General features: G+C 70.0%; 21 protein-coding genes. 11 read left to right on the top strand and 10 right to left on the bottom strand.

Annotated elements, in window-relative coordinates; translation table 11 throughout:
- Positions 1–117: 117 nt before the first annotated feature.
- The gene (locus C3488_RS12315; protein WP_103839423.1) at positions 118–603 is read right to left on the bottom strand and encodes an SseB family protein; all 486 of its coding nucleotides are present in this window, start codon (positions 601–603) and stop codon (positions 118–120) included.
- 143 nt (positions 604–746) lie between these two features.
- Here C3488_RS12315 and C3488_RS12320 point away from each other — a divergent pair, with 143 nt between their 5' ends.
- From C3488_RS12320 to C3488_RS40455, 5 genes are all read left to right on the top strand, one after another.
- Complete coding sequence (locus C3488_RS12320) at positions 747–2,573, top strand: acyl-CoA dehydrogenase (protein WP_103839424.1); 1,827 nt, start codon at positions 747–749, stop codon at positions 2,571–2,573.
- 79 nt (positions 2,574–2,652) lie between these two features.
- A complete protein-coding gene (locus C3488_RS12325; RefSeq protein WP_103839425.1) occupies positions 2,653–3,951 on the top strand; it encodes a M18 family aminopeptidase in 1,299 nt (432 codons plus the stop codon).
- Between the two features lie 99 nt (positions 3,952–4,050).
- Complete coding sequence (locus C3488_RS12330; RefSeq protein ID WP_103839426.1) at positions 4,051–4,299, top strand: DUF6458 family protein; 249 nt, start codon at positions 4,051–4,053, stop codon at positions 4,297–4,299.
- A 200-nt stretch (positions 4,300–4,499) separates the two neighbouring features.
- Positions 4,500–5,642, top strand: coding sequence for a glycosyltransferase family 2 protein (locus C3488_RS12335; RefSeq protein WP_103839427.1), 1,143 nt, complete (start codon positions 4,500–4,502; stop codon positions 5,640–5,642).
- A 47-nt stretch (positions 5,643–5,689) separates the two neighbouring features.
- On the top strand, positions 5,690–5,854 hold the full coding sequence (locus tag C3488_RS40455; RefSeq protein WP_181138986.1) for a hypothetical protein: 165 nt from the start codon (positions 5,690–5,692) through the stop codon (positions 5,852–5,854).
- A 95-nt stretch (positions 5,855–5,949) separates the two neighbouring features.
- Here the strand turns inward: C3488_RS40455 and C3488_RS12340 are convergent, their stop codons facing one another.
- On the bottom strand, positions 5,950–7,779 hold the full coding sequence (locus tag C3488_RS12340) for an NHL domain-containing thioredoxin family protein (protein WP_103839428.1): 1,830 nt from the start codon (positions 7,777–7,779) through the stop codon (positions 5,950–5,952).
- 150 nt (positions 7,780–7,929) lie between these two features.
- Between C3488_RS12340 and C3488_RS12345 the strand changes: the two genes are divergently transcribed.
- On the top strand, positions 7,930–8,163 hold the full coding sequence (locus tag C3488_RS12345; protein WP_103839429.1) for a hypothetical protein: 234 nt from the start codon (positions 7,930–7,932) through the stop codon (positions 8,161–8,163).
- A 107-nt stretch (positions 8,164–8,270) separates the two neighbouring features.
- Here C3488_RS12345 and C3488_RS12350 read toward each other — a convergent pair whose 3' ends face one another.
- A complete protein-coding gene (locus tag C3488_RS12350; RefSeq protein WP_103839447.1) occupies positions 8,271–8,666 on the bottom strand; it encodes a cupin domain-containing protein in 396 nt (131 codons plus the stop codon).
- 51 nt (positions 8,667–8,717) lie between these two features.
- On the opposite strand from C3488_RS12350, the gene C3488_RS12355 reads away from it, so the two are divergent.
- Both C3488_RS12355 and C3488_RS12360 read left to right on the top strand, forming a co-directional pair.
- Positions 8,718–9,716, top strand: a complete 999-nt coding sequence (locus tag C3488_RS12355) for a GlxA family transcriptional regulator (protein WP_103839430.1) — start codon at positions 8,718–8,720, stop codon at positions 9,714–9,716.
- Positions 9,713–10,207, top strand: a complete 495-nt coding sequence (locus C3488_RS12360) for an LURP-one-related/scramblase family protein (RefSeq protein ID WP_103839431.1) — start codon at positions 9,713–9,715, stop codon at positions 10,205–10,207. Before C3488_RS12355 ends, C3488_RS12360 begins: the two co-directional genes overlap by 4 nt.
- Positions 10,208–10,253: 46 nt before the next feature.
- On the opposite strand, the gene C3488_RS12365 is transcribed toward C3488_RS12360, so the two are convergent.
- Positions 10,254–11,078, bottom strand: coding sequence for a maleylpyruvate isomerase family mycothiol-dependent enzyme (locus C3488_RS12365; protein WP_103839432.1), 825 nt, complete (start codon positions 11,076–11,078; stop codon positions 10,254–10,256).
- A gap of 190 nt (positions 11,079–11,268) precedes the next feature.
- Here C3488_RS12365 and C3488_RS12370 point away from each other — a divergent pair, with 190 nt between their 5' ends.
- The gene (locus tag C3488_RS12370) at positions 11,269–12,069 is read left to right on the top strand and encodes a carbon-nitrogen family hydrolase (protein WP_103839433.1); all 801 of its coding nucleotides are present in this window, start codon (positions 11,269–11,271) and stop codon (positions 12,067–12,069) included.
- A gap of 19 nt (positions 12,070–12,088) precedes the next feature.
- Here C3488_RS12370 and C3488_RS12375 read toward each other — a convergent pair whose 3' ends face one another.
- Positions 12,089–13,405 carry a nitrate/nitrite transporter gene (locus tag C3488_RS12375; RefSeq protein WP_103839434.1) on the bottom strand — a complete coding sequence of 439 codons (1,317 nt, stop codon included), beginning with the start codon at positions 13,403–13,405 and terminating at the stop codon, positions 12,089–12,091.
- Positions 13,402–14,085 carry a GntR family transcriptional regulator gene (locus C3488_RS12380; RefSeq protein WP_181138987.1) on the bottom strand — a complete coding sequence of 228 codons (684 nt, stop codon included), beginning with the start codon at positions 14,083–14,085 and terminating at the stop codon, positions 13,402–13,404. The genes C3488_RS12375 and C3488_RS12380 overlap by 4 nt, the downstream gene beginning before the upstream one ends.
- Before the next feature lie 208 nt (positions 14,086–14,293).
- Between C3488_RS12380 and C3488_RS12385 the strand changes: the two genes are divergently transcribed.
- On the top strand, positions 14,294–15,196 hold the full coding sequence (locus C3488_RS12385) for a D-alanyl-D-alanine carboxypeptidase family protein (protein WP_103839435.1): 903 nt from the start codon (positions 14,294–14,296) through the stop codon (positions 15,194–15,196).
- 77 nt (positions 15,197–15,273) lie between these two features.
- Here C3488_RS12385 and C3488_RS12390 read toward each other — a convergent pair whose 3' ends face one another.
- From C3488_RS12390 to C3488_RS12405, 4 genes are all read right to left on the bottom strand, one after another.
- Positions 15,274–16,656 carry a dihydrolipoamide acetyltransferase family protein gene (locus tag C3488_RS12390; RefSeq protein WP_103839436.1) on the bottom strand — a complete coding sequence of 461 codons (1,383 nt, stop codon included), beginning with the start codon at positions 16,654–16,656 and terminating at the stop codon, positions 15,274–15,276.
- A 10-nt stretch (positions 16,657–16,666) separates the two neighbouring features.
- Positions 16,667–17,644 (bottom strand): alpha-ketoacid dehydrogenase subunit beta, encoded by a 978-nt coding sequence (locus C3488_RS12395; RefSeq protein ID WP_103839437.1) that lies wholly within the window; start codon positions 17,642–17,644, stop codon positions 16,667–16,669.
- 1 nt (position 17,645) lies between these two features.
- Positions 17,646–18,836, bottom strand: coding sequence for a pyruvate dehydrogenase (acetyl-transferring) E1 component subunit alpha (pdhA, locus tag C3488_RS12400; protein WP_103839438.1), 1,191 nt, complete (start codon positions 18,834–18,836; stop codon positions 17,646–17,648).
- A 586-nt stretch (positions 18,837–19,422) separates the two neighbouring features.
- Complete coding sequence (locus tag C3488_RS12405) at positions 19,423–20,997, bottom strand: protein kinase (RefSeq protein ID WP_103839439.1); 1,575 nt, start codon at positions 20,995–20,997, stop codon at positions 19,423–19,425.
- 378 nt (positions 20,998–21,375) lie between these two features.
- Between C3488_RS12405 and C3488_RS12410 the strand changes: the two genes are divergently transcribed.
- Positions 21,376–22,514: protein kinase (locus C3488_RS12410; RefSeq protein ID WP_103839449.1), on the top strand; the 1,139-nt coding region annotated here is incomplete at its 3' end.

The raw sequence follows: 22,514 nt of genomic DNA on the forward strand, positions 1-22,514 counted from the left end.
AGAAAGCCCGGAGGGCATTCCCTCCGGGCTCGGGGCGCGCCCGGCCAGGGGCGCGAGAGTGGTCAGGACGGCACCCGGCCGTCGGCGCGGCAAGGGCGTCTGGGGCCCAAACAGGCCCTAGCCGTACATCCGGCGCATGGCGAACTCGACCATCTGCTCCACGGCCTTCGCGTCGAACACCATGCGGTGCTCGCCCTCCATGTCCAGGACGAAGCCGTAGCCGGTCGGCAGCAGGTCGATCACCTCGGCCCCGGTGATCACGAAGTACTTCGACTCCTTGCCCGCGTAGCGCCGCAACTCCTTGAGCGAGGTGAACATGGGGATCACGGGCTGCTGGGTGTTGTGCAGCGCCAGGAAGCCGGGGTTGTCGCCGCGCGGGCAGTACACCTTGGACGTGGCGAAGATCTGCTGGAAGTCCTCCGCGGACATCGACCCTGTGGTGAACGCACGGACCGCGTCCGCGAGCGACGGCGGCGACGGCTCGGGGTAGAGCGGCGGCTGCTGACCGTACCCGCCGGGCATCTGCCCACCCGGCATCTGCTGCCCGGGCATCTGCTCCGAGGCGTAACTCTGCTGAGCGCCCGCGTTCTGGTAGCCGTACATGCCCAAAAGAGTAGTGGGCCACATCTGGGCCATGAGGGGTTGCTTCTTATTACCGACGGGTAGCATCATCGGAGCTACTTGTTGGTAGATGAACCAGTTGCGAGGAGCCAGTGCCTCGCCGATCCCTCTACGGAGCCGTCGCCATGGGGCACTACAAGTCGAATCTCCGCGACATCGAGTTCAACCTCTTCGAGGTGCTCGGGCGCGACAAGCTGTACGGCACCGGCCCGTTCGCGGAGATGGACACCGAGACCGCCAAGAGCATCCTCGAGGAGCTGACCCGCCTTTCGGAGAACGAGCTGGCGGAGTCCTTCGCGGACGCCGACCGCAACCCGCCCGTCTTCGACCCGGAGACCAACACCGCGCCGGTCCCGGCGTCCTTCAAGAAGAGCTACCAGGCCTTCATGGACTCCGAGTACTGGCGCCTGGGCCTGCCCGAGGAGATCGGCGGCACCACCGCCCCGCCGTCCCTGATCTGGGCCTACGCGGAGCTCATCCTCGGTTCGAACCCGGCGATCTGGATGTACTCCTCCGGCCCGGCGTTCGCCCGCATCCTCTTCGAGGAGGGCACCGAGGTCCAGAAGGAGATCGCGAAGATAGCCGTCGAGAAGCGCTGGGGCTCCACCATGGTGCTCACCGAGCCGGACGCCGGCTCGGACGTCGGCGCCGGCCGCACCAAGGCGATCCAGCAGGAGGACGGCTCCTGGCACATCGAGGGCGTGAAGCGCTTCATCACCTCCGGTGAGCACGACATGGAGGAGAACATCCTCCACTACGTCCTCGCCCGTCCCGAGGGCGCCGGCCCCGGCACCAAGGGCCTGTCGCTGTTCCTCGTCCCGAAGTACCTGTTCGACTTCGAGACCGGCGAGCTGGGCGAGCGCAACGGCGTGTACGCCACGAACGTCGAGCACAAGATGGGCCTGAAGGCCTCCAACACCTGCGAGATGACGTTCGGCGACAAGCACCCGGCCAAGGGCTGGCTGATCGGCGACAAGCACGACGGCATCCGCCAGATGTTCCGCATCATCGAGTTCGCCCGCATGATGGTCGGCACGAAGGCGATCTCCACGCTGTCCACCGGTTACCTGAACGCGCTGGAGTACGCCAAGGAGCGCGTCCAGGGTCCGGACCTGGCGAACTTCATGGACAAGACCGCGCCCAAGGTCACCATCACCCACCACCCGGACGTGCGCCGTTCGCTGATGACGCAGAAGGCGTACGCGGAGGGCATGCGGGCGCTGGTGATGTACACCGCCTCCGTCCAGGACGCGATCGCGGTCAAGGAGGCGAACGGCGACGACGCGTCGACGGAGCACGCGCTGAACGACCTGCTCCTGCCGATCGTGAAGGGCTACGGCTCCGAGAAGGGCTACGAGCAGCTCGCCCAGTCGCTGCAGACCTTCGGCGGCTCCGGCTTCCTGCAGGAGTACCCGATCGAGCAGTACATCCGCGACGCCAAGATCGACACCCTGTACGAGGGCACCACCGCGATCCAGGGCCAGGACTTCTTCTTCCGGAAGATCGTCCGCAACCAGGGCGCCGCGCTGAACTCCCTCGCCGAGGAGATCAAGAAGTTCCTGGCGGTGGGCGAGGGCGGCGAGGAGCTGGCCGGGGCCCGCGACCACCTCGCCAAGGCGGCCGTGGAGCTCGAGGCCATCGTCGGCCTCATGCTGACCGACCTCGCGGCCACCGAGCAGGACGTCAAGAACATCTACAAGGTGGGCCTGAACACCACCCGTCTGCTGATGGCCTCCGGTGACGTCGTCGTCGGCTACCTGCTGCTGAAGGGCGCCGCGGTCGCCGCCGAGAAGCTGCCGAGCGCCTCCAGCAAGGACAAGGCGTTCTACCAGGGCAAGATCGCGGCGGCGAAGTTCTTCGCGGCCAACGTCCTGCCGGGCGTGACCCTGGCCCGCAAGGTCGCCGAGGGCGTGGACCTGGACCTCATGGAGCTGGACGAGGCCGCGTTCTAGAACCACTTCCACATACCCCTTACGAGGGCCCGTTCCCCATCACCGGGAGCGGGCCCTCCTCCGTCGTTAAGGTGAACCCATGAGCACAAGTGCGCGCTTCGACCGCGGCCACACCGACGACCTCATGTCCTTCCTGGCGGCGAGCCCGTCGCCGTACCACGCCGTGGCATGCGCCGCCGAGCGACTGGAGAAGGCCGGCTTCCGGCAGGTCTCGGAGACGGACGCCTGGGACGGCACGTCCGGCGGCCGGTACGTGCTGCGCGGCGGCGCGATCATCGCCTGGTACGTCCCCGAGGGCGCCGACCCGCACACGCCGTTCCGGATCGTGGGCGCACACACCGACTCGCCCAACCTGCGGGTGAAGCCGCGGCCGGACAGCGGCGCGCACGGCTGGCGGCAGATCGCGGTGGAGATCTACGGCGGTCCCCTGCTCAACTCCTGGCTCGACCGGGACCTGGGCCTCGCCGGCCGGCTGTCCCTGCGCGACGGCTCGACGCGCCTGGTGAACATCGACAGACCGCTGCTGCGCGTACCGCAGCTGGCCATCCACCTGGACCGCTCGGTCTCCAGCGAGGGCCTGAAGCTGGACAAGCAGCGCCACCTCCAGCCCGTCTGGGGCCTGGGCGACGACGTGCGCGACGGCGACCTGATCGCGTTCCTGGAGCAGGAGCTGGGGCTCGCCGCCGGTGAGGTGGCCGGCTGGGACCTGATGACCCACTCGGTGGAGCCGCCGGCCTACCTGGGCCGCGACAAGGAGCTGGTGGCGGGGCCGCGCATGGACAACCTGCTGTCCGTGCACGCGGGCACCGCGGCGCTCGCGGCCGTCGCCGGCTCCGATGCCGCCCTGTCGTACATCCCGGTACTCGCGGCCTTCGACCACGAGGAGAACGGCTCGCAGTCGGACACCGGCGCCGACGGCCCGCTGCTCGGGTCGGTCCTGGAACGCTCGGTGTTCGCCCGGGGCGGCTCCTACGAGGACCGGGCGCGGGCCTTCGCCGGCACGGTCTGTCTGTCCTCCGACACCGGGCACGCCGTCCACCCCAACTACGCGGAGCGGCACGACCCGACGCACCACCCGCGCGCGAACGGCGGGCCGATCCTCAAGGTGAACGTCAACAACCGCTACGCCACCGACGGTTCGGGGCGGGCGCTGTTCGCCGCGGCCTGCGAGAAGGCGGACGTGCCCTTCCAGACCTTCGTCTCGAACAACGCGATGCCCTGCGGCACCACCATCGGCCCCATCACCGCGGCCCGCCACGGCATCAGGACGGTGGACATCGGCGCGGCGATCCTGTCGATGCACAGCGCCCGCGAACTGTGCGGCGCGAAGGACCCGTACCTCCTGGCCAACGCCCTGACGGCGTTCCTGGAAGGCTGACACTCCCGCCCGCCGCCGACCGTCCCGGCATGTCCACGGATGTCCCGGGTACCCGGGTTCGGGGCCGGAAGGACCGGACCCACAGGGAGGGCAGGACTCATGGGCCTGGGTGGATGCATCATCCTGATCGCCGTGGGGGCCATCCTCGCGTTTGCGACCGACTGGCACATGCAAGGCGTCAACATCCACTTGGTCGGCGTCATACTCATGATCGTCGGGCTGATAGGAGTGACCACCTTCAGCGGCATCTACCGCCGCAGGCGGGTCGTCGTGCCGCCCCCGACGACCGTCGTCGAGGAGAACCGGCACCACCGCGGCGACGGCTACACCGATGGATACGGCGTGTAGGGGCTGCGACTTCGGTAAGGCCGAGGGCTGCAGAGGCTCCGTAAGGGCTGTAAGCGAAGTAAGGCGTGCACGGCGTTCAGCCCGTGTACGGCACGCAAGGGGCGATGCGCCGACCTTGGGACGACAACAGACAAGCTTGGGTATTCCGTTACCAGGGCCATCTTGTCGTTTTGTGTGAAAATCGTGAAGACTGTGGCCTCATGAGCGCCCGGGGGGGTGGAGGTGCCGGGCGTGCCACAGCTTCACGACGGGGGGCTCCTGCCGTGCACGACCCGGCGGCAACGGGCGGCAGACCGTATCTGACGGTCCTGATCCCCGCCCACAACGAGCAGCAACGTATCGCCGCCGCCATCGACGGCCTGTGGCGCCAGACCCACCGCCCCGATCTGATCGTGGTGGTCGCCGACAACTGCACCGACGACACCGCCGCCGTCGCGGCCGCCCACGGCGCGCAGGTCTTCCACACCCGGGGCAACACCCACAAGAAGGCGGGTGCCCTCAACCAGGCCATCGACTGGATACTCCCCCACCTCGACGACCGCGACCTCCTGCTCGTGCAGGACGCGGACACGGTCCTCAACCCGTGGTTCAACGAGACCGCCATGGGCACCTTCAACCGCAAGGTGGGAGCGGTCGGCGGCGTCTTCTACGGCGAACCGGGCGGCGGATTCCTCGGTCTGCTGCAGCGCATGGAGTTCCACCGCTACGCCTGGGAAGTCGAGCGCACCGGCGGCCGGGCCCAGGTGCTCACCGGAACCGGCACCATGTTCCGGGCCCGGGTGCTGCGCGAGGTCCGGGCCGCCCGCCTGTCCGGACTGATCGGTGGCGGCGACGGCTACTACAGCCTGGCCTCGCTCACCGAGGACGACGAGATGACCAAGGCGGTCAAGACTCTCGGCTACCGCGCCATGTCCCCGGCCGGCTGCGCGGTCACCACCGAGGTCATGCCCACCCTGCGCAAGCTCTGGCACCAACGCCTGCGCTGGCAGCGGGGCGCTCTGGAGAACCTGCGCGACTACGGCTGGACCCGGGTCACCGTCCGCTACTTCATGCAGCAGTTCCTGATGGGTTTCGGCGCGCTCTCCTTCCTCGTCTACCTGGTCTTCATGAGCACCTACACGACCATGTACGGCTGGCCCGGACTGTCGCCGTTCTGGACCGCGATCGGCCTGATCTTCGTGGTCGAGAAGACCGTCTCCGTTCGCCGCGCCGGGCCCCTGGCCGTCCTGGTGGCCGCGCTGATGATCCCGGAGATGCTCTACGACCTGTTCCAGCACGCCGTCTACTTCACCTCGCTGTGGGGCCTCGTGCGCCGCAGCGAGGAGAAGTGGGTGGCCACCTGAGCCCGCCCCCCACCTCTCTCGCACCACCGCAGCAAGGAGATTCGACGATGTACGGAAGAGTGATAGGCGCCGGCACCACCGGCGCGGGCGGCGCCACACTGGCCGCCACCGGCCTGTGGATGAACAGCATGGCGCTGATGGTGGCGGCCACCACCCTGGTGGCGGCCGGAGTGGCCCTGTTCAAGCTGGCGCCGCGCCCGCGCCGCCGCTGACACCCCAGCGATGCCGTCGTCCCCCGGTCGCGCCCTCCCGCGCCCGGGGGACGCTCCGGCGGGGACTCCGCCCGGGGACGCTCGGGCCGCCCCGCCTACCTGTTGTCGTCCATCCCCGCCAGGACGAGCGGCAGCCGGTCCGTCCCGCCCTCGGTGAGGCGGACCGGGACGCCCCAGTCCTGCTGGTGGACATGGCACGCCGGGTATTCGTTGGCCGGGTCGTCGTCGCAGGACGCCGCCATCGCCGAGACGTGCAGGACGCCCTCGGCTATCGCCGGGTTCAGCTCCAGCTCGCGCTCCAGGTCCGTGCCGGCGCCCTCGCCCTTCAGCAGCAGCTCCGGCGGGGTCGAGGAGACCAGCAGCCGGGTCGACGGTCCGTAGCGCGTGTCCAGCTTCTGGCCGGCCGGGGCCTGGAAGATCACGTCGAGTCGGAGCTTCCCGGGCGTCACCTCGGTCGCGGCACGCTGCGTGCGGTGGGCGACCGCGGCGACCTGTACCGCCTCCTCCGGCAGCCGCAGCCGGGTCAGCCGGTGCCGGGCCGACTCCACCACCACGATGTCCTCGCCGACGAGCACCGCGTCCGACGGCTCCCGCAGATCCGTCGCCAGCGTGCTCACCTCACCCGTCGCCGGGTCGTAGCGCCGCAGCGCGTGGTTGTAGGTGTCGCTGACCGCCACCGAGCCGTCCGGCAGCGCCGTCACCCCCAGCGGGTGCTGGAGAAGCGCCTGTTCCGCCGCGCCGTCCCGGTGTCCGAAGTCGAACAGCCCCGTCCCGACCGCCGTGTGCACCGCGCCGTCCCGGTCCACCCAGCGAAGCGCGCTCGTCTCGGAGTCCGCCAGCCACAGGCGCTCCCCGTCGGGCGACACCGCGAGCCCCGAAGGCTGCGCGAACCAGGCTTCGGCGCCCGGGCCGTCCACCAGCCCCTCGTTCGTGGTGCCGGCCGCCACCGCGGCCGTGGCCGTGGCGGGGTCGTACGTCCACAGCTGGTGCACGCCCGCCATGGCGATCCACACCCGGTCGCCGAAGACCGCCACGTCCCAGGGCGAGGAGAGGTCCACCTCCAGGGCCGGCCCCGACGTCGGCGAGCCCTGCCACCACTGCTTGCCGGTGCCCGCCAGCGTGCTGACCTCGCCGGTCGCCAGGTCCAGGCGGCGCAGCGCGTGGTTCACGGTGTCCGCGACGACCACCGCTCCCTCACCGAGCAGGGCCAGGCCCTGCGGCTCGCTGAAGCTCGCCGCCCCAGCCGGGCCGTCCGCGAAGCCCCGTACGCCGGAGCCGATGCGCCGCACCACCGTCTCGCCGTCCGCCGCAAGCTCCACCAGCTGGTGCCGGGTGGTGTCGCTGACCAGAAAGGAGCCGGACGGCAGCAGGAGCGCCTTGCCCGGGAAGCGGAGGGTCGTGGGCTCGGGCTCCGGTGCCACGTACGGGCCGTCGCCCCGGCGCAGCGTGCCCTTGGCCGCGTGCTCCTCCTCCAGCTCCTCGACGAGCCGGGCGATCGCATGGGCGTGGCCCTCACCCGCGTGCTGGGCGACCACATAACCCTCGGGGTCGATGACCACCAGAGTGGGCCAGGCCCGGACGGCGTACTGCTTCCAGGTGGCGAGCTCCGGGTCGTCGAGGACCGGGTGCTCCACCCCGTACCGCTCCACCGCGTCCACCACCGCCCGGTGCTCCGCCTCATGGACGAACTTCGGAGAGTGCACGCCGATGATCACCACGGTGTCGCGGTGCTTCTCCTCCAGCTCGCGCAGCTCGTCCAGGACGTGCAGGCAGTTGATGCAGCAGAACGTCCAGAAGTCGAGGATGACGATGCGTCCTCGCAGGTCGGCGAGGCTGTACTGCTCTCCGCCCGTGTTCAGCCAGCCACCCTTGCCGATCAGCTCGGGGGCGCGGACACGGACGCGACGCGAAGTGGAGTCGTTCATGGGTCAAGGGTGCCATCCGGGTTCGGCATGCCCCGGGGGCCTGTGGACAACTCGGTGACTGTGCGTACAACCTCTCCTACGGGATGCGCACATGGCGTGACGGAGAGATGCTCGTCTCACACAGGGGGGTCAGTGCAAGGGAGCAGTTCCATGCCTCGTGACATCGACGACCAGATGCGCCGCCCGAACCGCGACCGCGAGCGCGGTGAGACGAGCGGCGAGGAGATCCGCGACCGGAAGCGCCGCGACCCCGACATGAGCGGCTCCGACTTCTCGGACCAGGACCTGGACAGGTCCCGCACGCGGGGTGACCGCGAGGACCGGCGCTCGTCCTGGGACGAGGACGAGCTCGACGAGCAGGACAGGCGCGAGGGCTACCGGTAGACCGTTTCGCGCCTGCGCGGTCCCTCGCGGTCCGTTCACGGGTCCCCCGCCGCGGTGCGGGGGACTCGTCCACGTCCCGGGGCGGCGGATGCCGGCAAGGAGCCGGCTCAGGCCAGTGCGTGTCCGGTCGTCGCGTCCACGTGGCCGGGGACCTCCTCATGCCGGTCGCCGACCGTCATCGTGCCGGTGGGCTCGAACAGGAGGATCGATGCCCCGGCGGGCGCGGACGGCTTGTGCTCCGTGCCGCGCGGAACCGTGAAGACCGAGCCCCTGGCAAGGGTGACCGTGCGCTCGCCGGCCGGTTCGCGCAGCGCGATGTGCAGTTCACCGTCGAGGACGAGGAAGAACTCGTCGGTGTGGTCGTGCGTGTGCCACAGGTGCTCGCCCTCGACCTTCGCGACGCGGACGTCGTAGTCGTTGACCGTGGTGACGATGCGGGGGCTCCACAGCTCGGCGAAGGAGGCGAGGGCCGCGGCGAGGGAGACGGGTTCCTTGGGTTCCATGCCGTCATCCTGCGGGGTGACCTGCCGCCGCACGAGTGCTAGAAATCGCACATGCCGCAAGGATCCTCTCAGCCGTCGCGCCGGCACCGGGTCGTGCTCGTCGTGGACGAGAACTCGAATCCCTTCGAGATGAGCTGCGCCATCGAGGTGTTCGGCCTACGGCGGCCGGAACTCGGCCGTGAGTTGTACGACTTCCGGTTGTGCGCGGTCGGGCCCCGGATCCGGATGCGGGACGGCTTCTTCACGCTCTCCGATGTCGCCGGGCTCGAGGCGGCCGACGACGCGGACACGCTGATCGTGCCGAACAGGCCCGACACCGACACCCCGCGCTCCCCGAAGGTCCTGGACGCGGTACGCCGGGCGCACGCGCGGGGCGCACGGCTGGTCGGCTTCTGCTCCGGCGCGTTCACCATCGCGGAGGCCGGGCTGCTCGACGGCCGGCGAGCGGCCTGCCACTGGATGTGGGCGGATTCGTTCCGGGCGCGGTTTCCCCAGGTCAGGCTGGAGCCGGACGTACTGTTCGTGGATGATGGCGACATCCTGACCGCCTCCGGCAGCGCCTCCGCACTCGATCTCGGCCTGCACGTCGTACGCCGCGACCACGGCGCCGAGGTCGCGAACGCCGTCTCCCGCCGCCTGGTCTTCGCCGCGCACCGCGACGGCGGACAGCGGCAGTTCGTGGAGCGGCCCGTTCCGGACGTGCCGGACGAGTCGCTGGCCCCGGTGCTGGCCTGGGCCCAGGAGCGACTGGACGAACCGCTCACCGTCGGCGACCTCGCAGCCCGCGCCGCGGTCAGCCCCGCCACCCTGCACCGCCGGTTCCGCGCCCAGCTCGGCACCACACCACTGGCTTGGCTGACGGGGGAGCGGGTGGCCCTCGCCTGCCGGCTGATCGAGCGCGGGGAGGAGCGGCTGGACGTGGTCGCCGCGCGCAGCGGCCTCGGCACGGCCGCCAATCTGCGGGCCCGGCTTCGAGCCGGGACCGGGCTCAGTCCGTCGGCCTACCGGCGGCGTTTCGGGCCCGCCCCGGGGGAAGCTCTGACCGTATGAGATTTTTTGTGCGCGACCGGCTCCTCGGCATCGGCGAGGACTACTGGATCGAGGACCAGGACGGCACCAAGGTCTTCCTGGTCGACGGCAAGGCGATGCGGCTGAGGGACACCTTCGAGCTGAAGGACCCGCAGGGGCGCGTCCTGATCGACATCCACCAGAAGATGTTCGCCCTGCGCGACACGATGATCATCGAGCGTGACGGCGAGCGGCTGGCCACGATCAAGCGCAAGCGGCTCTCCCTGCTGCGCAACCACTACCGCGTCTCGCTGGCGGACGGCACGGAGCTCGACGTCAGCGGCAAGATCCTCGACCGTGAGTTCGCCGTCGAGTACGACGGCGAACTGCTCGCACAGATCTCCCGGCGCTGGCTGCATGTCCGTGAGACGTACGGCGTCGACATCGTGCGGGAGGACGCGGACCCCGCACTGCTGATCGCGGTGGCCGTGTGCGTGATCCACCTGGCGGACAAGGAGCGGGAGGAGGACTGATCGGGCCCCGGGTGCGCCAGGACGCTCCAGGGTCCGTCCGCGTCGTCTACTTCGTCACCGCGAACGAGCGCAGGATCGCCGCCGTCAGCTCCGGGTCGCCCTCCGCCTTGATCCGGTCGGCCGCGGCGTCCGCGCCCACCCGGCCGCAGGCCAGGCGGACGTACGTCTCCCAGTCGAGCGTCAGCGTCACCGCCGGGCCCAGCGAGGGCGTGCCGTCTATCGAGCCGCGCCCCTCCGCGTCGACCCGGACCGTGCGCAGGAACTCCACGGGACCGTGCACGTCGATGACGACCGCCGAGCCGGGCGGCGCGCCCGCGCCCTTGGCGACCACCTCCGGCAGGGCGGCCAGCAGCTCGTCCCGGGTGATGTGCGCGCCCGGGGAGTCGAGGTTCCCCGGCCGGCCGAGCGCCGTGCGCAGGTCCTGTTCGTGCACCCAGACGTCGAACGCGCGGTACCGCATGGCCTCTTCGAGAGTCTGTTCGGTGCCGAGCGGGCCGCGCACCTTGGTGCCCGGGTCCCGCGAGTCGTTCCGCAGCTGGCGGTTGCGGCGGATGATCGTGTACTCCAGTTCGGACGTCATCTCCGGCGCCGTGTGGTGGCGGCGCACGTCGACCTGCATCTCCATGTAGCGCTGGTGATCGTTCGTGACGTGGAACAGGTCGCGCGGGAGCGTGTGGATGGGGCGCGGATCGCCGAGCATCTCGCAGTCCATGCCGATGACGTGCGAGACCACGTCGCGCACCGACCAGCCGGGGCACGGTGTCCGCCGGTTCCACTCGCCCTCCACGAGCGGCTGCACCAGTTCGGATATCGCTTCGATGGAGTGGGTCCAGGCATCGGCGTAGGGCTGAAGAGTGGGATGCAGACTCACGGAACGGGACCCCTCGGCGGTCGGTGCACGGGCGTTGGTCGACGGCGTTGTCGGTGGTTGTACTGCGGGAGGTGGCTGTCAGCGGGTGTCTTGGGACGTTAAGTTACGCTGCTGCGAGGCACCCCGGCAGTGCTTTGGTGTGACGATCGTAGGCCCGTTGAGAAGGCTCGATTACCAGGACGGTGGTAGTGTGCGCGCCTCCCTGATCCAGATGCGGGTGGACGAGGACGAATCGGTCGATTCCCGTCGGCGGCGAGCCGCCTCGCTGGTACGTGATCAAGCTGGAGCCGATCTCGTGGTGCTGCCCGAGCTGTGGACCACCGGGGCGTTCGCCTACGAGCGGTTCGGCGCCGAGGCCGAGCCGCTTGAAGGGCCGACCCACGAGGCGATGGCGAAGGCGGCGGCCGACGCGGGCGTGTGGCTGCACGCCGGATCGGTCCCCGAGCGCGCACCCGGGGGCGTTCTCTACAACACGTCTCTCATCTTCTCCCCCTCCGGTGAACTGGCCGCGTGCTACCGCAAGATCCACCGCTTCGGCTTCGACAAGGGCGAGGCCGTGCTGATGGGTGCGGGGACCGAGCAGGTGACGGTGCGGCTGCCGGGGACGACCGTCGGCGTGGCCACCTGTTACGACCTCCGCTTCCCCGAGCTGTTCCGTTCGCTCGTGGACGCGGGGGCCGAGACGCTCGTGATCCCGGCGGGCTGGCCGGAGCGCCGCCGGTCCCACTGGACGTTGCTGGCCCAGGCGCGGGCGGTCGAGAACCAGGCGTACGTCCTTGCGTGCGGAACGGCCGGAACGCATGCGGGAGTTCCGCAGGCGGGTCACTCGATCGTGGTCGATCCGTGGGGGGAGGTACTCGCCGAGGCGGGCGCGGAGGAGGAGATCCTCACGGTGGAGTTCGACCCGGCGAGAGTGGCGACGACGAGGGAGCAGTTCCCGGCGCTGAAGGACCGCGTCCTGGGCCTTGAGCCCCCGCGTCGTCCGCTCTAGACGGCACCTGGAGCCCCCCTCACGCAGGGACGTGAACCGTCTCCACCCGGCTGGCGACGAGCCGCTCCCGCTCCCTGCGCGCCGCCCGCTTCCGCAGCCGCAGTATCTGGCTGAGCCCCACCGCCTGGAGCACGAACACGGCGCAGAACGCAACGGTGTAGTCGTCCCCCGTCGCGTCCAGCAGCACCCCGATCGCCAGCAGCGTCGTCATGGAGGCGACGAAGCCGCCCATGTTGGTGATCCCGGACGCCGTCCCCTGACGCTCCGGCGGATTCGCCGGCCGGGCGAAGTCGAAGCCGATCATCGAGGCCGGACCGCACGCCCCGAGCACCGTGCACAGCACGATGAGCAGCCACATCGGCGCATGCGCGGCCGGGTAGGCGAGCGTGGCCGCCCACACCGCCGCCGTCGCCCCGACCGTGCCGAGGGCCAGCGGCAGCCGCGCCGCGTGGTGGCGGGCGATGATCTGGCCGTACACCAGTCCGATCAGCATGTTCGACAGCACGACTAGGGTGAGGAGTTCACCGGCCGTGGCCCGGGACAGTCCCTGCGCCTGCACCAGGAACGGCAGGCCCCACAGCAGCAGGAACACCATCGCCGGGAACTGCGTCGTGAAGTGCACCCACATGCCGAGCCGGGTCCCAGGTTCCTTCCACGACGCCACGATCTGCCGCCGCACGTACGCCGAACCGCGGTGCGGGAACGGCTCCGGCTCGTACCCCTCCGGATGGTCCTTCAGGAACGCCAGCAGCAGGACGAGGACGACCACTCCGGCGAGCGCGCTGCCGCCGAACGCCACCGTCCAGCCCACCCCGTGCAGCAGCCGGGCGAGCACGAGCGTGGAGACGAGGTTGCCCGCCATGCCCACCAGACCGGCGAGCTGCGCGACCAGCGGGCCGCGACGGACCGGGAACCAGCGCGCGCCGAGCCGCAGCACGCTGATGAACGTCATCGCGTCACCGCAGCCCAGCAGCGCGCGCGAGGCGAGCGCCGTCGCGTACGACGGGGAGAACGCGAACCCCAGCTGACCCGCCGTGAACAGGACGACCCCGATGGTCAGCACCTTCTTGGTGCCGAGCCGGTCCACGAGCAGGCCGACGGGTATCTGCATGCCCGCGTACACGAGCAGTTGGAGGATGGAGAAGGTGGACAGGGCGGACGCGTTCACGTGGAAGCGGTCCGCCGCGTCCAGGCCGGCCACGCCCAGCGACGTACGGAAGATGACGGCGACGAAGTAGACCGAGACGCCGATGGACCACACGGCGACGGCACGCCGGCCGCCCGGCGGATCACCGGGCAGGGACACGGAGCGGGAGCTCACCGACCCCGACCTCATCGCACCTCACCCCGCGCCAGGTGGGAGAACCAGCTGACGTGCCGGTGCACGATGTCCACGGCCGCCTCGGCGTCGCCGGAGCGCAGCGCCTGAAGGATCTCCTCGTGCTCGGAGAGGGTCTTGGCGATGCGGTCGGGGTGCGAGTGCATGACGGCGACGCCCATCCGGAGCTGACGGTCGCGGAGTTGGTCGTACAGGCGGGAGAGGATCTCGTTGCCGCCGCTGCGCACGATCTCGGCGTGGAAGGTCCGGTCGGTGAGCGCCGCACCGGCCAGATCACCGGCGGCGGCCTGCTCCTTCTGGCGGGCGAGCAGTTCCTCGAGCCGCTCGATCAGCCCCGGCGGGGCGGAAACGGCCTTGCGGGCCGCGTGTTCCTCGACGAGCTGGCGCGTCTCGATCACGTCCGCGATCTCCTGTGCGGAGACGGCGAGGACGAGAGCGCCCTTCTTCGGGTAGAGCTTGATCAGCCCTTCGACCTCCAGCCGCAGCAGCGCCTCGCGCACCGGCGTCCGCGAGACGCCGACCTCGTCGGCCAGCTCACCTTCGGTCAGCAGCGTCCCGCCCTGGTAACGGCGCTCCAGGACACCCTGTTTGACGTGCGTGTAGACACGGTCGGCGGCGGGGGGTTGTTTGAGGGGCATCTTCTCGGGGGCGTGGGCGACGGACGGTGCTGCAGGCATGAGCACATCATAGATACAACACGTACGCATGCCGATGACCGTCCACCATGTGGACCCGGCACACCCGTTTCGAATTTCACCCGGGCAACCGCACATCCTTTTGTGCTACCTACGAGTCACACGAGAAGGCGGCCTCGTCATCTGGCCGCCCTCCAGGGGCATTTGGATGCATTCAGAGGCATCAGAGACGCAATCGGAGCGTTCAACTTTGATTACCGGCATTAAGGGCACGCGAGTTCGCAGGGCAGTCGCGGCAGTGGTCACCACCGGAGCCGTGCTCACCACCGGAGCCCTCACCGCGGCGCCCGCTCAGGCCGTCACCACGCCCTCGATCGTGGCCGCGGGCGGCTTCGCGATGAACAACGCGAACGGCGCGACGCTGTACACGAAGGCCGCGGACACCAGGCGTTCCACCGGCTCCACCACCAAGATCATGACCGCGAAGGTCGTGCTCGCACAGCCGAACCTCAACCTCGACGCCAAGGTGACGATCCAGAAGGCGTACAGCGACTACGTCGTCGCCAACAACGCCTCCCAGGCGCACCTGATCGTCGGCGACAAGGTCACCGTCCGTCAGCTGCTGTACGGGCTGATGCTCCCCTCCGGCTGTGACGCGGCCTACGCGCTCGCCGACAAGTTCGGTTCCGGCACGACGCGTGCCGCGCGCGTGAAGTCGTTCATCGGCAAGATGAACAGCGCCGCCACGAGCCTCGGCCTGAGGAACACGCACTTCGATTCGTTCGACGGCATCGGCAACGGCAGCAACTACTCGACGCCGCGCGATCTGACGAAGATCGCGAGCAGCGCGATGAAGAACTCCACGTTCCGCACGATCGTGAAGACCAAGTCGTACACGGCGAAGACCATCACCAAGTCCGGCACCGTCCGCACCATGGCGCCGTGGACCAACACCAACACGCTGCTCAGCAGCTACAGCGGCGCGATCGGCGTGAAGACCGGATCCGGCCCGGAGGCCAAGTACTGCCTCGTCTTCGCCGCCACCCGCAACGGCAAGACCGTCATCGGCACGGTCCTCGCCTCGTCGTCGATCAATCAGCGTGCCGCCGACGCCACGAAGCTGCTGAACTACGGCTTCGCCAGGCTCGGCTGACATCGGCCACACGCCAAGGGGGTCTGCCGCTGCTGGTCAGCGGCAGACCCCCTTCGCCACAGGCATGTCGTCCCGGGTTACGCCCAGGTGATGAGCCGCTTCGGCTGTTCCAGGATCGCCGCGACGTCCGCGAGGACCTTCGAGCCCAGTTCGCCGTCGACCAGGCGGTGGTCGAAGCTCAGGGCCAGGGTCGTGACCTGTCGGGGCTTCACCTTGCCCTTGTGGACCCACGGCTGGAGCTTGATCGCGCCGACCGCGAGGATCGCCGACTCGCCCGGGTTGAGGATCGGCGTGCCGGTGTCGACACCGAAGACGCCCACGTTCGTGATCGTGATCGTGCCGCCCTGCATCGCCGCGGGACTTGTCCTGCCCTCCCGGGCCGTGGCCACCAGCTCGCCCAGGGCCTCGGCCAGTTGGGGGAGGGTCTTGTCGTGCGCGTCCTTGATGTTCGGCACGATCAGACCGCGCGGGGTGGCCGCGGCGATGCCCAGGTTCACGTAGTGCTTGCGCACGATCTCCTGGTTGGCCTCGTCCCAGGACGCGTTGATGTCCGGGTTCCGCTTGATGGCGACCAGCAGGGCCTTGGCGATCAGCAGCAGGGGATTGACACGCAGACCCTCGAAGTCCCTGTCCTGCTTGAGCTCCTCGACCAGCTTCATCGTGCGGGTGACGTCGACGGTCACGAACTCCGTGACGTGCGGCGCGGTGAACGCCGAGCCGACCATCGCCTGCGCGGTGGCCTTGCGGACGCCCTTCACCGGGATACGGGTCTCCCGCCCGCTGTCGTACGTCACCACCGGCGCCTGGACGGGAGCGGGCGCCGCCGGGACCGCGGGAGCCTCGGGAGCCGGTGCGGAGGCCACGGCCGCCTGTACGTCCTCGCGCGTGATGATCCCGTCCGGGCCCGACGGCCGTACCGTCGCCAGATCGACGCCCAGGTCCTTCGCCAGCTTGCGCACCGGCGGCTTGGCCAGCGGACGGGCCTGCTTGCCGTGCCCGTTCAGGTCGCCCTGCAACACGGAGAGGGTTTCCTCGGCCACCGGCGCGGGCGCCTTGCGGGGGCGGCGCCGGGTGGAGGTCTCGGCGACGCCGTACCCGACGAGGACCGGCTTGCGGCCCTCCTTCTGGGTCTCCTTCGCCTCGGACTTCTCCGGCGCCGCCGTCTCGACGGGCGCCTGCGCCTCCCCGGCGGGGGCGCCACCGGTCACGTCCACCGCGATGATCGGGGTGCCGACGTCCACCGTGGTGCCCTCGGGGAAGTGCAGCTCGCGGACCACCCCGTCGTACGGGATCGGCAGCTCCACGGCCGCCTTCGCCGTCTCCACCTCGCACACGACCTGCCCGTCGGTGACCGTGTCACCCGGCTGGACGTACCACTTGAGGATCTCGGCCTCGGTGAGCCCCTCACCCACGTCGGGCATCTTGAACTCGCGCACGGACGCGTCAGTCATCGTCGTCACGACCCTCTCCTCAGTACGCCAGGGCGCGGTCGACGGCGTCCAGCACCCGGTCCAGGCCTGGCAGGTACTCCTCCTCCAGCCGCGCCGGCGGGTACGGCGCGTGGTAGCCGCCGACCCTCAGCACGGGCGCCTCCAGGTGGTAGAAGCACCGCTCCGTGATGCGAGCGGCGATCTCCGCGCCCGAACCGAAGAACACCGGCGCCTCGTGCACCACCACCAGACGGCGGGTCTTCTCCACCGACGCCTGGACGGAGTCGAAGTCGAGCGGGGAGACCGACCGCAGGTCCAGCACCTCCAGCGACCTGCCCTCCTCCTGCGCGGCCGCGGCGGCCTCCTGGCACACCTTCACCATCGGACCGTACGCGGCCAGGGTCAGGTCGGTGCCCTCGCGCACCACGCGCGCCTTGTGCAGCGGGCCTGGAATCGCCTCCGTGTTGACCTCGGACTTGTCCCAGTAGCGCCGCTTCGGCTCGAAGAAGATCACCGGGTCGTCGCTCTGGATCGCCTGCTGCATCATCCAGTACGCGTCCGAGGCGTCGGACGGAGAGACGATCTTCAGGCCCGCCACGTGCGCGAACAGTGCCTCGGGCGACTCGCTGTGGTGCTCGACCGCGCCGATGCCGCCGCCGTAGGGGATGCGGATGACGACCGGCAGCTTGACCTTGCCCAGCGAGCGGGCGTGCATCTTCGCCAGCTGGGTGACGATCTGGTCGTAGGCGGGGAAGACGAACCCGTCGAACTGGATCTCCGCCACCGGCCGGTAGCCGCGCAGCGCGAGACCGATCGCCGTGCCGATGATGCCCGACTCCGCGAGCGGGGTGTCGATCACCCGTTCCTCGCCGAAGTCCTTCTGCAGGCCGTCCGTCACCCGGAAGACACCGCCGAGCTTGCCGACGTCCTCGCCCATCACCAGGACCTTGGGGTCCGACTCCAGGGCCTTGCGCAGCGACTCGTTGATCGCCTTGGCGATCGCCATCTTCTCGGCCATGTCACCGTCCCCCTTCTACGTCCGCGAACGACGCCTGGTAGGCGGCGAACTGCGCCCGCTCCTCGTCGACGAGCGCGTGCCCGTCCGCGTACACGTGCTCGAAGATGGCGAAGTGGTCCGGGTCCGGCATGGCACGGACCGCTTCACGCACCCGCCTTCCCAACGCCTCGTTCTCCGCCTCGAGTTCCGCGAAGAATCCCTCGTCCGCGTGGTTTGAGGCTTCGAGGTAGGCGCGCAGGCGGGCGATCGGGTCCTTCGCCTCCCAGGCGGCCCGCTCGTCGTCGAGGCGGTAGCGGGTCGGGTCGTCGGAGGTGGTGTGGGCGCCCATGCGGTAGGTGAACGCCTCCACCAGGGTGGGGCCCTCGCCGTTGCGCGCCCGCTCCAGCGCCCACTTGGTCACCGCGAGGCAGGCCAGCACGTCGTTGCCGTCGACCCGCACCCCGGGGAAGCCGTAACCCTTCGCACGCTGGTAGAGCGGCACCCGGGTCTGCTTCTCGGTGGGCTCGGAGATCGCCCACTGGTTGTTCTGGCAGAAGAACACCACCGGGGCGTTGTAGACCGCCGCGAACGTGAACGACTCCGCGACGTCGCCCTGGCTGGAGGCACCATCACCGAAGTACGCGATCACGGCCGAGTCGGCGCCGTCCTTGGCCACGCCCATGGCGTAGCCGGTGGCGTGCAGCGTCTGCGAGCCGATGACGATCGTGTAGAGGTGGAAGTTGTTGCTGTTGGGGTCCCAGCCGCCGTTGTTCACACCGCGGAACATGCCGAGCAGGTTGGTCGGGTCCACGCCGCGGCACCAGGCGACGCCGTGCTCGCGGTAGGTCGGGAAGACGTAGTCGTCGTCGCGCAGGGCCCGGCCGGAGCCGATCTGGGCGGCCTCCTGGCCGAGCAGCGAGGCCCACAGGCCCAGCTCGCCCTGGCGCTGGAGGGACGTGGCCTCGGCGTCGAAGCGGCGGGTCAGCACCATGTCCCGGTACAGCCCGCGCAGCTGCTCGGGCGTGATGTCCTCGACGTACCGGTCGTACTCGGGGTTCGCGACCCGCGTGCCCTCGGGCGTCAGCAACTGGACGAGGTCGGGGTCGCTGTCCTTCTTGGGCGTGTTGCTGGTGGTGCGCTTGGTGCCGGTGGTGCCGGCCTTGCTTCCGGCGCTGCGTCGCGGCTTGCGCGCGGCAGTGCTCTCCACGGTCACGTGTGCTCCTCCGTCGGTCCGGCCCCCGGGTTCGCCGGGTGCCTGGGTTCCCCTCGGCCCGTTCGGGCCGGTGGGAGCGGCTCCGCCTGCAGCGCACGGACGCACGGGGTGGGTGCGTCGCGCCCGAACAGACGTGGAAGGTGCCCCGGCGAGCACCCTGCAAGGGGCACGTTACCCAGCGCGCCACATTTCTGTGAAACCCCTCCTGACCTGGGATTTTGCTTGGAAATCCAAGTAAATCGAGTCAGTCGGGTACAGGTGCTGGTCACAGCCTTGCAGGGGGCCGGAACAACGGCACGTTATCCCGCCCGCCCGGAGCACGGGAAGACGTCATCTGGAGTGACACGGGTGTCGTACGCGGGTCCGCCCCGTGAGCACGACCGGAGGGACATGATCGTGGGCACGCACCAGGTGACGCCCGGAGCACGACCGGTTACAGGCGTCGGAGCACGAGCTGGTGCAAGCGTTCGAGTATGAGCCGGTACAAGCCTTGGGCAACGACCTCGACACGGCCGGAAAAAGCCACGCGCGCGTGGAGCCCGTCTCCGGGGCACGCGCGCGTGCAGGACGCTTCACCGCGGGGGCGTCAGGGCCCCTTGCTCCCGCCCGAGCTGTCGCCGCCGCCGTTCGTCGAGCCGGCCGGAGGGGTGGAGCCGCCGCCCCCGCCGTCCGTGGACGTGGAGGACGGCTGCTCCTGCGAAGGTGTCGACTCGGTCGGCTGCTCGCTCGTCTGCGACGGCGTGACCGAGGGCTCGACCGGCGGCTTCTGGCTGTAGCTCTGCGACGGCCGGGACGTGGGCGTCCAGTTCGAGTCGCCGCTCGTGTCCGAGTCGTCGCCCGGGGTGGTGGCGGTCTCCTCGTCCGTCGGCGTCTGGCTGGACTGCTTCTCCTCCTGCGACTTCGTGACGGTCGGCGACGTCGTCGGCCCGGTATCGCGGCCGTCCCCCTTGTGCTGCAGCGCCAGCGCGACACCCGCCGCGATCGCGATGACCGCGAGCACCGCGAGGACCCACAGCTTGCCGCGCCCGCTGCCCTTGTTGCCGTGTCCCTCGAAACCGCCGTCGTCCCCGGAGCCGTATCCCGCGGGCAGGATCGACTGCGGGATCTGAGCGGTGCCCGACTCGCCCGGATGCGGCAGCACCGCCGTGCCGGCGAGGCCCGCGGCCGGAGTGTGCCGGCCGTCGTGCACGCCCACCGGGCCGGTGTTCCAGGTGCCGGTGTGGCCGCCCTGGTCGTAGAGCATCTGCAGCGCGTACTGGACCAGCCCGCGCATCTCCTCGGCGGTCTGGAACCGGTCGTCCGGCTCCTTGGCGAGGGAGCGCATCACGAGCCCGTCCAGCTCCGGCGGCGCCGCCCCCTCCGAGATCTGGGAGGGCGGCACCGGGATGTCCTGCACATGCTGGTAGACGACGGACAGCGGCGTCTCGCCGACGAAGGGGGGCCGCAGCGCCAGCAGTTCGTACAGCAGGCAGCCCGTCGCGTACAGGTCGGAGCGGTGGTCCACGGCCTTGCCGAGCGCCTGCTCCGGGGAGAGGTACTGCGGGGTGCCCATCACCATGCCGGTCTGCGTCATCGTCGTGGACGCCCCGTGCAGGGCGCGTGCGATGCCGAAGTCCATCACCTTCACGGCGCCGTTGTTGGTGATGATGACGTTGGCCGGCTTGATGTCGCGGTGCACGATGCCGTGCTGGTGCGAGTAGGCGAGCGCCTCCAGGACGCCCGAGACGATGATCAGGGCCTGCTCAGGGCCGGGCGCCTCGGCGTTGAGCAGCAGGTCGCGGATCGTACGGCCCTCGACCAGCTCCATCACGATGTACGGCACCGACTGGCCGCCCACGACGTCCTCGCCGGAGTCGTACACGGCGACGATCGCGTGGTGGTTGAGCCCGGCCACCGACTGGGCCTCGCGGGTGAAACGCGCCTTGGAGACCGGGTCCTCGGCGAGGTCGGAACGGAGCAGCTTGACCGCCACCGTCCGGCCGAGGCGCACGTCCTCGGCCGCGAACACCTCGGCCATGCCGCCCCGGCCGAGCCTGCGGGTCAGCCGGTACCGGCCGTCCCCGACAAGTCCGCCGTTGCCCCAGGTCTCCGGCGCGTCCGACATCCCGCCGCCAGTCGCCTCGGGGTCGGACGGGCCCTGGGCGCGCTGCGTCTGTGCCATCGGTCCTCGCCGTCGTTTCTGCCCGCGGTCTGCGCGGTGGTTGTTACGGTCTCCGACGGGCCACGCTACAGGCTCCGCGCAAGTCACCGGTCCGAGATGGATTCGAGATGGACCGGCCATCCAACCGTGAGCCCTGTCCCACGTGCAAATTCCGTGTGCCGGCCGTTCGACCCCTGTAACGCTTCCGCGACGCTTCTTTCGCGTACGGTCACGGAACGGGCACCGAGCTTGACGTGTCCTTGCCCTGGGGCACACTTGGCCGGGAATGGACCAGTCGATCACGGAACAGTGGCTGTCGACGTCGACAACACGCATATCGATCACGGACCGCGGGAGCACCAGCAGCCGCTGCCGCCGCGCCGATGGGGGACGCAGAACATGAGCCAGGACGGCGCACACGGCCGGTATGCGGGGCGCGCGCTCGCCGGCGGCCGCTACCAGCTGCGCGACTTGCTCGGCGAGGGCGGCATGGCCTCGGTGCACCTGGCGTACGACTCGGTCCTCGACCGCCAGGTCGCGATCAAGACACTCCACACCGAACTCGGACGCGAGCAGGCCTTCCGGGAGCGTTTCCGCCGCGAAGCCCAGGCCGTGGCGAAACTCACGCACACGAACATCGTCTCGGTCTTCGACACCGGCGAGGACGAACTGGCGGGGACGACGACCCCGTACATCGTCATGGAGTACATCGAGGGCAGGCCGCTCGGCTCGGTCCTCGACGCGGACATCCGGCAGTACGGCGCGATGCCGGCCGACAAGGCGCTGAAGATCACCGCGGATGTGCTGGCGGCCCTGGAGATCAGCCACGAGATGGGGCTGGTCCACCGGGACATCAAGCCGGGCAACGTGATGATGACGAAGCGCAACGTCGTCAAGGTCATGGACTTCGGCATCGCCCGTGCCATGCAGTCCGGCGTCACCTCGATGACCCAGACGGGCATGGTGGTCGGCACCCCGCAGTACCTGTCGCCGGAGCAGGCCCTCGGCCGGGGCGTGGACGCGCGGTCCGACCTGTACTCGGTCGGGATCATGCTGTTCCAACTGGTCACCGGGCGGCTGCCGTTCGACGCGGATTCACCGCTCGCGATCGCGTACGCGCATGTGCAGGAGGAGCCGGTGGCTCCGTCCTCGATCAACCGTTCACTGCCGCCCGCGGTGGACGCGCTGGTCGCCCGCGCGCTGAAGAAGAACCCGAACGAACGCTTCCCGAGCGCCGAGACGATGCGGGACGGGTGCCTGCGGGTGGCCGCGTCGCTCACGGCCGCCGCGCCGAGCATCGTGCCGGGCACGCAGACCCCGAGCGGCGCCGGCGTCGGCTCGGCCGTCGTCCCGCCGGTCGGCCAGTCGACGCCGGCCCCCGCGGGTCCCGTCCAGACGCCGTACCAGCCCGGCCCGTACGGCGGCCCGGTCCCGTCGCCCACCTACGGCTACCCGCAGCAGGGCGGCTACCGGACGCCCCCGCAGAACGCCGGGTACGCGCCGCAGCAGTCCGCGGCGACCCCGCCGCCGTACCACCT

It is taken from the genome of Streptomyces sp. Ru72 (assembly GCF_002920635.1).
GTDB lineage: Bacteria > Actinomycetota > Actinomycetes > Streptomycetales > Streptomycetaceae > Streptomyces.

Coding starts and splice junctions, on each gene's coding strand:
- C3488_RS12315 (WP_103839423.1), bottom strand. CDS start 603: ATGTACGGCTACCAGAACGCGGGCGCTCAGCAGAGTTACGCCTCGGAG.
- C3488_RS12320 (WP_103839424.1), top strand. CDS start 747: ATGGGGCACTACAAGTCGAATCTCCGCGACATCGAGTTCAACCTCTTC.
- C3488_RS12325 (WP_103839425.1), top strand. CDS start 2,653: ATGAGCACAAGTGCGCGCTTCGACCGCGGCCACACCGACGACCTCATG.
- C3488_RS12330 (WP_103839426.1), top strand. CDS start 4,051: ATGGGCCTGGGTGGATGCATCATCCTGATCGCCGTGGGGGCCATCCTC.
- C3488_RS12335 (WP_103839427.1), top strand. CDS start 4,500: ATGAGCGCCCGGGGGGGTGGAGGTGCCGGGCGTGCCACAGCTTCACGA.
- C3488_RS40455 (WP_181138986.1), top strand. CDS start 5,690: ATGTACGGAAGAGTGATAGGCGCCGGCACCACCGGCGCGGGCGGCGCC.
- C3488_RS12340 (WP_103839428.1), bottom strand. CDS start 7,779: ATGAACGACTCCACTTCGCGTCGCGTCCGTGTCCGCGCCCCCGAGCTG.
- C3488_RS12345 (WP_103839429.1), top strand. CDS start 7,930: ATGCCTCGTGACATCGACGACCAGATGCGCCGCCCGAACCGCGACCGC.
- C3488_RS12350 (WP_103839447.1), bottom strand. CDS start 8,666: ATGGAACCCAAGGAACCCGTCTCCCTCGCCGCGGCCCTCGCCTCCTTC.
- C3488_RS12355 (WP_103839430.1), top strand. CDS start 8,718: ATGCCGCAAGGATCCTCTCAGCCGTCGCGCCGGCACCGGGTCGTGCTC.
- C3488_RS12360 (WP_103839431.1), top strand. CDS start 9,713: ATGAGATTTTTTGTGCGCGACCGGCTCCTCGGCATCGGCGAGGACTAC.
- C3488_RS12375 (WP_103839434.1), bottom strand. CDS start 13,405: ATGAGGTCGGGGTCGGTGAGCTCCCGCTCCGTGTCCCTGCCCGGTGAT.
- C3488_RS12380 (WP_181138987.1), bottom strand. CDS start 14,085: ATGCCTGCAGCACCGTCCGTCGCCCACGCCCCCGAGAAGATGCCCCTC.
- C3488_RS12395 (WP_103839437.1), bottom strand. CDS start 17,644: ATGGCCGAGAAGATGGCGATCGCCAAGGCGATCAACGAGTCGCTGCGC.
- C3488_RS12405 (WP_103839439.1), bottom strand. CDS start 20,997: ATGGCACAGACGCAGCGCGCCCAGGGCCCGTCCGACCCCGAGGCGACT.